This window comes from Microcystis sp. LE19-8.1F (assembly GCF_027531715.1).
In the GTDB taxonomy this organism is placed as follows: Bacteria; Cyanobacteriota; Cyanobacteriia; order Cyanobacteriales; family Microcystaceae; genus Microcystis; species Microcystis wesenbergii_A.
On sequence record NZ_JAPZSO010000006.1, the window covers coordinates 1 to 12,245 of the forward strand.

The following is a 12,245-nucleotide window of genomic DNA, read 5'->3' on the forward strand; positions in this document are numbered from 1 at the left end:
TTCTAATCAGAAAAGAACAACAGTCGCCGTTAATAACATTAGTTTTAGCTTGCAGAAAGGTCAAGTTCTCGGTTGTGTGGGGGAGTCGGGTTCAGGAAAATCCGTCACCTCCCTCGCACTCATGGGACTGGTTCCCTCTCCGGGAAAAATTACCGCGGGAGAAATTTGCTTTCGTCCGGCAAAAGGTCAGTCAATGCAAGCAGTGGATTTATTATCTATTCCCCCGGAAGAATTGCGTTATTATCGCGGGGGAGAAATGGCGATGATTTTCCAAGAACCAATGAGTTCTCTTAATCCAGTTTATAACATCGAGTTTCAACTCACCGAAGCAATTTTACTGCACCAAAAAGTCAGCACTGAACAGGCAAAAAATCAAGCCATCTCTCTACTGCAAGAAGTGCGCTTATTACCCAGTGATGAACAGTTAGAGGAGAAGTATATAGAAACTTTTCCCTTAGAAAATAAGGGTCATGTCAGAGAAAAAATTAGAACTTATATTCAAGAACAAAAAGAAGCAATTCTCAAGCGTTATCCTCACGAATTATCGGGGGGACAATTACAAAGGGTAATGATTGCCATGGCGATCTCTTGTAATCCTACCCTATTAATTGCCGATGAACCAACCACCGCTTTAGATGTGACTGTCCAAGCAGAAATATTAAGATTATTACGCGATTTGTGTAAAAGCGATCGAGAAATGTCAATGGTTTTTATCTCCCACGATTTAGGAGTTATTAATGAAATTGCCGATCAAATTGTCGTGATGTATCAAGGAGAAATCGTCGAACAGGGAACGAAAGAAGAAGTATTAAATTCTCCCCAACATCCCTACACAAAAGGTTTACTTGCCTGTCGCCCCCGCTTAAACTCTCGTCCAGAAAAATTGCCCACCGTCAGCGATTTTTTACGAGTGGAAAAAGACTCTCAAGGTAAGATTATTGAATTACAGGAAATTACTCCACCAGCAGTTAAATTTATTACTCTCCAAGAGGAAGAAAGCAGAATTGAAGGTTTACAACATCACGAGAATATTTTATCGGTAGAAAATTTATCGGTTAGATTTCCTGTTAAGGGAGTTTTCGGGCAAGTAAAGACCTTTTTTAATGCCGTAGATCAGGTCAGTTTTGCTGTTAAACGGGGGGAAACCCTCGGTTTAGTCGGTGAATCTGGCTGCGGAAAATCCACTTTAGCAAGGACAATTCTGCGCTTAATTCCTGCCACTTCTGGAGATATCTATTTCCGAGGAGAAAATCTCGCTAAATTAAACCCCAGCGATCCAAAATTAAGACTACTGCGACGGGAATTACAGATAGTTTTTCAGAATCCCTACAACTCCCTGAATCCCCGTTTATCCATCGGTAAAGCAATTTTAGAACCGATGGTTATTCATCATACTGGCGGCAATTCCCAAAAGCGACGGCAACGAGTAGAATATTTATTAGAACGAGTTAAACTTGATCCTAATTGGTTCGATCGCTATCCCCATCAATTATCAGGAGGACAACGACAAAGGGTTTGTATTGCCCGCGCTTTAGCCTTAAATCCTCAGTTTATTATCTGTGATGAATCTGTCTCTGCTTTAGATGTTTCCGTGCAAGCGGGAGTCTTAAATTTACTCAAAGAATTACAGCAGGAATTTAATCTCACTTATATCTTTATTTCCCACGATTTAAGTGTCGTCAGATTTATGAGCGATCGGATTATGGTGATGAATAAAGGTAAAATTGAGGAAATGGGTACAGCTAACCAAATTATTAACTCTCCCCAAAGTGATTACACCCGTAAACTTATCGCTTCTATTCCCCAATTTACCGAAAGTCTTGCTAGTTAAAATTAGCCATCAAACCGAAAGGATTAGCTGCCTCTAATTGTGCCGATAAACCTAACAAAGTGATTTCATCGGCAGGTTTGCCCACTAACTGAATTGCCACGGGTAAACCCTGACTATCCACTCCCGTGGGTAAAGCAATCGCAGGTAAACCACTCGCATTAGCAATCGGAGAAGGGGCAATCCAACTAATCATCTTATTAATCGTTTCTTCCGGTGGTAAATTTTCCCACTCACCAATTCCGGGGGGTTGATGTAGAAAAATTGGCAAAAGTAAGACATCAAAATTATCAAACATCGCCACAATTTGCCGCGAAATAACGTGCATCTGCCGCACCGCTTGCAGGTATTCCCCAGCGCTGCCAGAATTGTCTAATAACCATTGGTTCAGGGGACTTAATAACTCCCTGGGAATTGCCGCCGCTGCCGTCCCCGCTTGCCAAATACGGCGAAAAGGAGCGATTAAAGCCTGTAAATCGGGAGAATACTCCGTTAAGTGATGCCCCATGTCCTCTAAAATTTTAGCCGTCTCGATCACAGCATTTTTATAGACGGAAGCCGCTTCGCCGAAGGGGGATATGGAAGTAGAAAAAGCGATTCTCAGGGGTTTTACGCCTCTCTGAGTGGCTTCTAGAAAAGAAAAGGGCGGATCGGGTAGCCAGTAGGGATCGCCCGTCGTATAGCCCGAAATCACGGTAAGCAGCGCCGCCCCATCTGCCACCGTCTTAGAAAGAGTGCCGTTAGTGGCGATACCGCTTTGAAATTCCCCCACCGGGGCATAGGAAACGCGCCCGCGACTGGGTTTTATCCCCACCAAACCGCAACAACCCGCCGGAGTACGAATGGAACCGCCACCGTCGGAACCCTGGGCAATCGGGCAGAAACCCGCCGCTACCGCCGCCGCCGCACCGCCACTGGAACCTCCTGCGGTATAATCGCGGTTGAAGGGGTTACGAGTCGGCAAAAAACCCGGATTTTCGGTGTAGGGAAAGGAAGCTAGCTGGGAAGTGGCAGTTTTGCCCAGAAGGATAAAACCCGCCATTTTCATTCTGGTGACGATTCCTTCGTCATATTGGGCAATATTTCCCTGTAAGGCGGCGATTCCGTAACTAACCGGCATTCCAGCGACGGCATTTAAGTCTTTAATGGCGGTGGGAACTCCAAAAAAAGGCGGTAATTCGGCAGTAGCGGCGATTTGACTTAATTGTTCCGTTTGGGCGCTGGCGGTTGCTAGGGCGCTTTCCCTGGCGACATGGACAAAACTACCAATTTGACAGTCAAATTTCTCAATTCTGTCGAGGTATAAATGGGTTAATTCTAGGGGGGAGATTTGTTTAGTGCGAATCAGTTGGGCTAATTCTAGGGCAGATTTTTGCAATAATTCATCACTCATGAGCGATCGAGTTAAAATAGGTAAGTGAAAATAATTATATTCGTTAGTGGGAAGATGGTTTTAAAGGAAAAAAGAAAAAGTAAAAAAAGGTATCCATTGCCGTAAAAATTTCCCTATCCCCTATCCCCCCTTGTCTTGGAAAATTATGACCCCACAGTTAATTGAAATTCTCTCGGCTGACGAAATTCGTCGCACCATTACCCGTTTAGCTTCCGAAGTTATCGAAAAAAGTGGCGATTTAAATAACTTGATTTTGATCGGTATCTACACGCGAGGAGTGCCTTTAGCTAATTTAATTGCTAGTCAAATTGAGAGCTTAGAAGGGGTAAAAGTTCCCGTGGGAGCGATCGATATTACCTTCTATCGCGACGATCTTGATCGCATTAAAACCCGCACTCCTGCTAAAACCAAAATGCCCCTAGATGTCACGGGAAAAACCGTGATTTTAGTCGATGATGTTATCTATAAAGGTCGCACGATCCGCGCCGCTTTCAATGCTATTATTGAGTATGGCAGACCGCAAAAAATCCGCTTATTAGTCCTCGTTGATCGTGGTCATCGGGAATTACCAATTCACCCGGATTTTACGGGCAAAAAACTACCCACTGCAGCCGAGGAACAGGTAAAGGTTTATCTACAAGAGATTGACGGCAAAGATGGGGTGGAATTAATCAAATAAACAGGAGTTAAGACTATTAGCGAGGAAGGAGTTTGGTAACTAATCCCCAGAGGAAAATAAACAGGATTGCCCCGATAATAGCCACAAAAATACCCGGTATGCTCAAGCTAGAACTCCCTAGGGCAAAACTGCCAGTTTGAAGCAAATTTAACAGGGTTCCCCCCACAAAAGCCCCGATAATTCCTAGCAAAGTCGTGGCAAAAATACCACCCCCCTGTCGCCCAGGATAAATAGCTTTTGCGATCGCACCAGCAATAAAGCCCAAAATCATCCAAGAAATGACATTAATCATGATTTTAATCCCGTTCAGTTAATTTTGTCTTTGATGTTTTCGATTGCGTCCTGGGCGGCGTTTTTCATGTCCTCCAACAAATTTTCTGCCTTATCTTTGACATCAGCTGCCACGTTCATTGCCGCTGCTTGTAGCTGCTTTAATTCTCCTTCTGCTTTCATTTTCTCGTCGCCAGTTAATTCTCCAGCAGCCGATTGTACTTTCCCCTCGACATTTTTGGCAGCCGCTTTCATTTTGTCTTCGATGCTCATAAATTTTTCCTCGGTCAAGAAATTGTTATTGTTATTTTTATAACACAAATGCGGTAATTACTGCCCTTTAAAAACGTAAATAAATCTTAAGTTTTTGGGAATAATTATTATTGGTTTCGCCATTGAGAGCGATCTATATCTGGCAAGGCTTGCGCTTATTGTTAATTTTTTTGCCGTTTAAAAAACTTAACAAATTTAACCATCGAATCACCAGAGTCTGCTGAAGCTTTCAGCCTCTATATATTTGCTAAATACAAAAATCATCTATTTTTAGGGCAAGGTAAAAGCAGCAATTACGGGATAATGATCGGAAGGAATAAGATTCAGCCAACGAGAAGGATCGACTTTTGCCCAATCTAACTGCAAACGGCTATCATAATAAATGGTATCGATGGCTAAATAGGGGGTATCGGTGTAATTATTAAAGCTCATTTGTTCGGCTAATTCCAAATCGGCTAAAGCATCCTTTAATCTAATTTCTGACTGGAGAGGTTGAGTTAAAATCTGACGGGGTAATTGCTGAGAATTAACATTAAAATCCCCCGTTAAAAATAGGTAATCTTTTGTTAAATTTAGTTGACAAAAATGCTCCTGTATGCACTTAGCCCCTAAGTCCTTAGCTTGGTCACTATAGTAATCGAGATGGGTGTTATAAAACTGCAAAGTTTGCCCCTCAAGAGTGCGAAATTTAGCTCCCGTTACCATGCGGGGATAAGGATTACCCCAAGCTTCAGTGATACTGCCAATAATATCGGGAGTTTCTGATAGCCAAAATTCGTATATTTCTAAACATTTTAACCGACTTGGTTGATATAAAATCGCACAATGTTCATCTAATCCTGTCCCCCTGCGATCACTACCTAAACTTTGGTATTTTGGCAATAAACGGTGTAGATCCAATAGTTGATTAGCGCGAGCTTCCTGAGTACCAATTATATCGGGAGAATAGTGAGCAATTAAAGCCGCTACTGCTTCCCTTCTTACTCGCCAATTACGCTCATCGGTATCGGGTTTATCGTAGCGAATATTAAAGGACATTGCTGTTAGTTTCATAGGAAAATGGAGAATGGGGAAGGAAATAGAGAGTTTTGTCAGTGAACAGTAAACAGTAATCAGTGAACTGAAAACTCACATCTGATAACTGATAACTGATAACTAATAACTGATAACTGATTCAATGCTGACTCCTAATAATTAATTATCAGGATTTTTTGGCGATTGTCCAGAAGGGAAAAGTTTGACTGGGATTGATGATAACTCCCCTGATGCCATTGCGAGCAAAAGCGTATTCCTTGGTTTGCCAAAGGGGAATATAGGGAACTTCATCGGCGAGAATTTCTTGAATTTTGCCAAAAATTTGCTTTCTTTTGGCTGGGTTACTTTCCCGACGGGATTGGTCGATTAATTGATTCATTTCTTGACTATAAAAAAATGAGCCTTGACTTTGCGATCCTCCTTCTTCGCAGCCAGTTTCTGGGGAACCTTTAGCACAATCTAAAAAGGGATAAATATAGTTATCTGCATCCAAAAAATCGGGATACCAATTAGATAGAGCAGTGGTATAAAGTCCCCGGCTAATATTACGGAAAAATGCCGCTCCTAGGATACTATTGGGTTCAAATTGAATCATATTATCTAAATCCCGTTTTGCTAGAGCTTTCATCACCGCCGCCACGGTGCTGGAAGTGATCGATCCGGAGGAGTGCCAAACTTCTACAATCGCGGGTTTTTCTTGACTATAACCAGCAGTTTTTAGTAATTGTTTTGCTTGCTCTATATTATGGTTGCCATAGCGCTCTTTAAACACCGGTTGTGACTCGGAAAAAGTAGTAGGAATGAGACTAAAAAGAGGGATGCCTTGACCTTGTAAAATGCGATCATTAAGTAAATCTCGATCGACTAGAGAAGCAATTGCTTGTCGCACTAAAATATTATCGGTGGGTTCACTTTTGAGATTGACGCTCATAAAGTTAATTGCTGCCCCAGAAGATTCGATGGCTTGCCATTTTCCCTGGTCTGCTTCTGTGCGTAGTTTTCTCACTTGAGGAGGGAGTAAAGATTGATAGGCAATATCCACCGCACCCGTCTGAAAACCGTTGAATAAATTGGCAGGATTAGAGAGATAAATTTGAACATTAACTCCCTTATTTTTGGCCGGTTCTCCCCAATAGCGATCAAAGGCTTCTAAACTAAAAGAATCGCTAGTAACTGCTTTTAATTGATAATGTCCTGTGCCGATAAATTCTTCGGGTTTAAATTTACCCTCGCCAATTTGATAAAATTTGGGTGAAACTGCACAGGCTCCAGGGTAAGCTAAAAGAGCGGGAAAGGCGGCAAAAGGTCTGGTTAGTTTAATAGTAATTTCGTCTTCTTTTGTAGCGGTAATTTTATCAATTGTATCCCGAAGAAGAAAGGAAGGTTCACCACCATTTTTGATAAATCTTTCTAGGGAAAACTTCATCGCCTCCGCGTTAAAAACCGTGCCATCATGAAAAATAACCCCTCGACGTACTGGGATAGTATAAGTCAAACCATCGGGGCTAATTTCGGGCAATTCCGTGGCCAAGAGAGGCTTTAAATTAGTGGTTCCTTCCGCGTAGGTGTAGAGAGTTTCACCGAGATTATAAATAATAAAAAGTCCCGCTAACTCATAACTATCGGCAGGATCGATCGAGCGTGGTTTTAGGGTTGTCCCGATCATCAAGCGATCGCTATCCCCTCGGGGTAAATTGGAATTAGTGGACTGACAGCCCACGGTCAGAAGAAGACAGAGGCAAAATAAACTTAAATAGCGGTAAAGTCGGCGTAAAGGTCTCATCGATGGCGATTAACGGCAGCTAGGTATCAATCAATCCTATCATTTTTGAGCATAATCTTTTCTACTAGGTTGCCTTAAGTAAGTAAATTGATTGCTTAATTGGTTGGGAAAAATTCTTCAATAACTGCACTGATTACCCAGATAATTAAACTAAATTTTCTGGTCGAGGATGGCAAAAACTTGATAAATTTGGCCAAGAATAAGACCCAGGGCAGCAAAGGGGTTAAATGGTTGAGAATAGCTGGAGCTATGGAGGCAGATAAACAGGGAAATGGTCAAGATTTTTAAACCTAGAGCAGCTGACAGCAACTGATTAGAAACTGCTCTTCTTTTATAAATTTCTTGGATAATTAATTTTTCAGAGTTCAAAAATGGCAGAAATAAGGATTAAATGGCATAAAGTCTATAAATAGACCATTTAACTGATTATTGTTCATTCTTAATTCTCCTGACTCCTGACTACTGGCTACTGACTCCCAACCCTAACAACAATTTTTGATTTTTACAAGAGGTCTTATCAGCCATTTAGGTTAATCCTGTCCCTTCTAAACAAGCTCGATCGAAAATTGCCCCCGGGGTTACTGCCGAGGCTAAACTAGCACAAAGAAGATTGGCATCAGTAAAATTTGTTCCGCGTAAAATCGCCCCGAAAAAAATTGCTTCCTCTAAATCGGTTGCCGACAGATCTGCCCCGGACAGATTAGCGCTAGTAAAATCCGCTTGGGTTAAAATCGCCCCAACAAAACTCACTCCCCGGCCATCGACACCGCGAAAATCCGCCCCAGACAAATCTAGATGATTAAAAACCGCCCCGGCTAAAAAAGCACCGGCCAAACTTGCCCCGGTCACGATCGCATCGAGGAGAATTGCCCCGCGTAAATCGGCATTCCGAAAATCTGCTCCCCTTAAATTTGCCCCAGTTAGGTCAGCACCGCGCAAATTTGCCCGTAAATTCGCCCCTGCTAGGTCTGCACCCGCTAAATCAGCCCCTGACAAGTTCATGCCCGCTAAATCTTTTATCTGACCCTGACGAATTGCTAATAAATCAATACTGGGAAAAGTCATGTTCAGCCACGGTTAAATACTGTAAAAATATCTTAGAATATTCGTAAACCTTTGTTAAGAAAGCGCTCCATGTCCCTAGAGCTATTATCCCTAGAAAATATTGAAGAAATCGCCCACCAATACGGATACTGGGCAGTATTTATCGGCATCACCCTCGAAAATACCGGGATTCCCATCCCCGGGGAAACCATCACAATTGTCGGCGGCTTCCTTGCCGGTAGCGGTGATTTGAACTATTGGTTAGTTTTAGTCAGCGCAATTACAGGAGCAGTTTTGGGCGATAATTTTGGCTATTGGCTCGGTCGCGCTGGAGGTTGGCCGTTTTTGTTAAAAGTTGGCAAATTCTTTCGGATTCCCCCCCAAAAACTAGAATTAGCCAAGGATCAATTTAGTAAAAATGCACCCCGGGCGGTCTTTTTCGGTCGTTTCGTGGCTTTGTTAAGAATCTTTGCCGGTCCCATGGCGGGAATTGCCCGAATGCCCTACGGTCGCTTTTTCCTCTGTAATCTCGGTGGGGCAACGGTGTGGGCGACGATTATGGTGACATTATCTTTCTTTTTAGGCCGTTTGTTCCCCTTGCACCAGTTAGTTAGTTCTATGGCTCGTTTTGGTATCTTGGCTTTAATTATCGTCCTGGCCTGGACAATTATTCACCCCATCCTTGAGTCACGGAAAAAGGTGGCTTAAGTCCGTCATTTCAGTTATCAGTGATCAGCTTTTGAAGGCAAGAGGCAACAGGCACTCGTGCAAAAGACAGAATCTGACAATTCTCCTACCTAAAAAGAAGGTTAGAAACTAGGCACATCAAAGCTTTTAGCTATCCCCTGGAAAGGGAGGCTTGTTACCTCATTCTTGACGGGGAGCGATTCATGGTGTTAGTATAATTTTGTCCAAGATTACAACTATACATCAACGGTGATAGCCAAAAAAATTACTTTTTCTAATGGATTAGAATGTTACTACAGTAGTAGCAAAGAGGAAACAGAATACATTTTTTCGGAAATATTTACTGAAAGGCAATATGAAGGGCATGATATTGTCATCAAAGAAGGCGATGTGATCTTTGATGTTGGAGCCAATATCGGTCTATTCTCTATTTTTGTCAAGGGAGTTGAACCAACAGCAAAAGTTTTCGCCTTTGAGCCAATCAGTCCAACTTTTGAGGTTTTGCAAAAAAATATTCATTTGCATTCTTTAGAGGATGTTGTTTTATTTAACTGTGGATTAAGTTCAGAAAATAACCGAGCAAAAATCTTTACTTTTTATCCTAATATGTCTGCTAATTCAACCACAAAGCCAGAGGATACCTTGGCTGAATTAGAAGATATTAAAGTCGATCAGAATTCCCAAAAAATAGAAAATTTGTTTGAAGAGTTTTTCCAAGAAAAAGAACAAGTAGTCTGTGAAGTAAAAACTCTATCCTCCGTAATTAATGAACTCGGTATCGACTCCATCGATTTATTGAAAATTGACGTGGAAGGAGAAGAATACGAAGTATTTCAAAGCATCGAAGCTAAAGACTGGCCAAAAATTAAGCAAATAGTGGCTGAAATTCACGATCAGAAGGGACGCTTAAAGCAAATAAGCCAAATGCTGGCAGATAACGGCTTCAAAATTCAACTAGAAAAAAGAGAACTGTTACCTTCGACATTCGTGGATATTTTCCATTTATACGCTGTGCGTTAGTAGTTAAATTTTCATTGTCAAATTTAATCTATTTTTCTAGAAAATTGGTTAATAACTGACTGAAACGTTGGGCAATAATCGGTGCATCAAATTCTGAAACTTTCGCTCTACCTGCTTTCCCTAAGGAACGAGCTTTTTCTGGATTTAGAAGCACTTCTGCTAATTTACTGGCTAAATCTTCAGCATCTAAGGGATTGGCTAATAGACCTTGTACACCATCTTCAATCAACTCCGGTGTCGAGGAAGAACGACTGGCGACAATCGGTTTATAACTGGCCATAGCTTCAGCAAAAACTAGGCCAAATCCTTCTTGCAGACTAGGTAAACAAAAAACTTGACAATCAAGATATTCTTGGATCAGTTCTTGATAGGAAAGATAGCCGAGAAAATTAACATTTTGCTCTAAATTGAGTTCTTGTGCTAGACGGCGTAAATTATTCCATTCAGGACCTTTGCTGGCAATTCTTACCTCTAGATCAGGTATTTGACGGCGGAGAATTGCGGCGGCGCGGATTAAAGTGGCAACATTTTTGCGGGGATACTGGACACCGACACAAAACACCGTCGGCCTCCTCTGCTCGCGGTTTTTTTCCTCATACTTGACCGAGGCGACCGCTGCATCCCACCCTTTGAGATCAATTAGAGGATGAACAATCTCGATATTGCCATCATACTGATAAAGTTGCTTGAGTCTAGTACGCGAATATTCACTGGTAGAGATGACCAGAGCCGCACGATGGACGCTCACTTTCTCGGCCTTTGCCATCAATTCTAAGGAAGTTCGCACCCAACCCCGCTCAAAGGTGGCTTCATCGGCAATAATACCGTGAATATAAACGATAAAAGGGACTTTCAGGCGATCGCTGATGGCGTAACCATCCATATCGTAACCTACCACCACATCATAGTGGTCAAAGCGACGGGGATGGAGTCGCCAATTCCAAAGAAAGCGATGCGCCATATAGCCTAACGGCCCCGATGCTTTGGCTGGCGAGAAGACATCAACCAGATGACCCTGGGAGCGTAACTCGTTAGTCAGATGGATATTGGTGACGAAAGTACCACTTCCGAGCTTGACATTTTGGGGAGTTGCTGTGATGATTGCTATCTTCATTTTTTGTCAAAGTTTATGGCAGCGGTTGGATGATGATGGGAAAATCAGAACAAATAAGGTAGGCGGGAGTAGGTGCGAATCAAATCTTGATTTTCCCTGATAACATTCTCAAAATCTATCTTTCTTAAAACTTTCTCATTTTAGCTGTCCAGCCAGACAAATGAGCAGTTTTAAAGAGATTTAAAGAGGATTTGGTTCTGTATTTACCCCCGACAAACTGGATATTCAGAGGCAATTTACGGGTACAGACGAACGGATATCTTTGCGTCCGTTAGCCTTTTTTCCTCAAAACGATGAAATGTCCGTATCGAGTATCTGGAATCATGTACTCATAGACCTTTTCCCGATCATTTTTATCTTGAATAAATTCATCTACAGCCGTCTTTGGGCCCGAAGAAAAGAAACCGTAGTCATCGACGATGATAATCGCTCCGGGGGGGGTGATCGGGTGGAGAAACTCTAGTACCTGTTTGATTGGTTCGTACAGATCGAAATCCACATAGGCGAAAGAAACCCTCGCTGGTAAATTTTCCCCTCGATCGAGGATTCGATCGAAAAATCCTTTGTGAATTACATAGCGATGTTCGGGAAAAGAAATCTTCCGTAATCGCTCTAGAACCATTCCCTCACGGCATCGCATTTTTCCCCTATAGGCTTCCATATTCCCCAAATCGAAAATATCGTGGAGCAAGTGATCTTTTTCCGAGGGGGCGGGCAAACCTTGAAAGGAATCGAATAGATGTAAGGTCTTGTCCGTTCCGGCGATTTCATTGGCGATCAGTGCGGAGGTTTCTCCCTGCGCCACACCAAACTCGCACACATCGCCCTCTACCTCCCGACACCGGGCTAAACCCTGCACGAGATAATAGGCCTCTGAAGGAGGCGTGCCGAGCAATGTGGTTAATAGATGCAGACGAAGATCGTTAGGCTCTATTACGGGGTCGGATTCGTTGAGCCTTCCCTCGTAGGCCTGTGCCAGATTAGCGAAATTATCGAACCAGATCGGCAGCTCCGATGTGCGGTGGAGTGGTTCATCCTCGATCAAGGACGAAATCGGGGCAATGGATTGATCATTCATAGCTGTTACCCATTTACAATGGGCATTAGGATGTTAGAAAA

12 protein-coding genes are annotated in these 12,245 nt (G+C 42.6%); 4 read left to right on the forward strand and 8 right to left on the reverse strand.

The genetic code is table 11. The annotated features are described in order from the left end of the window. On the forward strand, window positions 1–1,831 hold a 1,831-nt coding region (locus O9334_RS00685; protein ID WP_287998467.1), incomplete at its 5' end, for an ABC transporter ATP-binding protein. On the opposite strand, the gene O9334_RS00690 is transcribed toward O9334_RS00685, so the two are convergent. Continuing rightward, window positions 1,824–3,221 carry an amidase gene (locus O9334_RS00690; RefSeq protein ID WP_190381647.1) on the reverse strand — a complete coding sequence of 466 codons (1,398 nt, stop codon included), beginning with the start codon at window positions 3,219–3,221 and terminating at the stop codon, window positions 1,824–1,826. The genes O9334_RS00685 and O9334_RS00690 overlap by 8 nt on opposite strands. 145 nt (window positions 3,222–3,366) lie before the next feature. Between O9334_RS00690 and pyrR the strand changes: the two genes are divergently transcribed. After that, window positions 3,367–3,900, forward strand: coding sequence for a bifunctional pyr operon transcriptional regulator/uracil phosphoribosyltransferase PyrR (gene pyrR / locus O9334_RS00695; protein WP_004162618.1), 534 nt, complete (start codon window positions 3,367–3,369; stop codon window positions 3,898–3,900). Between the two features lie 16 nt (window positions 3,901–3,916). Here pyrR and O9334_RS00700 read toward each other — a convergent pair whose 3' ends face one another. The 5 genes from O9334_RS00700 to O9334_RS00720 form a co-directional block, all read right to left on the reverse strand. After that, window positions 3,917–4,192 (reverse strand): GlsB/YeaQ/YmgE family stress response membrane protein, encoded by a 276-nt coding sequence (locus O9334_RS00700; protein ID WP_193745637.1) that lies wholly within the window; start codon window positions 4,190–4,192, stop codon window positions 3,917–3,919. 14 nt (window positions 4,193–4,206) lie between these two features. After that, a complete protein-coding gene (locus O9334_RS00705; RefSeq protein WP_045361389.1) occupies window positions 4,207–4,443 on the reverse strand; it encodes a CsbD family protein in 237 nt (78 codons plus the stop codon). A gap of 270 nt (window positions 4,444–4,713) precedes the next feature. Next, window positions 4,714–5,496, reverse strand: coding sequence for an endonuclease/exonuclease/phosphatase family protein (locus tag O9334_RS00710; protein ID WP_045361391.1), 783 nt, complete (start codon window positions 5,494–5,496; stop codon window positions 4,714–4,716). Window positions 5,497–5,644: 148 nt separating this feature from the next. Then, window positions 5,645–7,261, reverse strand: coding sequence for an ABC transporter substrate-binding protein (locus O9334_RS00715; RefSeq protein WP_287998482.1), 1,617 nt, complete (start codon window positions 7,259–7,261; stop codon window positions 5,645–5,647). A 525-nt stretch (window positions 7,262–7,786) separates the two neighbouring features. Beyond that, window positions 7,787–8,326, reverse strand: coding sequence for a pentapeptide repeat-containing protein (locus O9334_RS00720; protein ID WP_045361394.1), 540 nt, complete (start codon window positions 8,324–8,326; stop codon window positions 7,787–7,789). A gap of 69 nt (window positions 8,327–8,395) precedes the next feature. Here O9334_RS00720 and O9334_RS00725 point away from each other — a divergent pair, with 69 nt between their 5' ends. Together O9334_RS00725 and O9334_RS00730 are read left to right on the forward strand one after the other, a co-directional pair. Further along, a complete protein-coding gene (locus O9334_RS00725) occupies window positions 8,396–9,013 on the forward strand; it encodes a DedA family protein (RefSeq protein WP_002775352.1) in 618 nt (205 codons plus the stop codon). Window positions 9,014–9,241: 228 nt separating this feature from the next. After that, the gene (locus tag O9334_RS00730) at window positions 9,242–10,012 is read left to right on the forward strand and encodes an FkbM family methyltransferase (RefSeq protein WP_045361395.1); all 771 of its coding nucleotides are present in this window, start codon (window positions 9,242–9,244) and stop codon (window positions 10,010–10,012) included. Window positions 10,013–10,040: 28 nt separating this feature from the next. On the opposite strand, the gene O9334_RS00735 is transcribed toward O9334_RS00730, so the two are convergent. Continuing rightward, window positions 10,041–11,126, reverse strand: a complete 1,086-nt coding sequence (locus tag O9334_RS00735) for a glycosyltransferase family 4 protein (RefSeq protein ID WP_045361396.1) — start codon at window positions 11,124–11,126, stop codon at window positions 10,041–10,043. Between the two features lie 271 nt (window positions 11,127–11,397). Next, on the reverse strand, window positions 11,398–12,204 hold the full coding sequence (locus O9334_RS00740; protein WP_045361397.1) for a TylF/MycF/NovP-related O-methyltransferase: 807 nt from the start codon (window positions 12,202–12,204) through the stop codon (window positions 11,398–11,400). Window positions 12,205–12,245 lie beyond the last annotated feature (41 nt).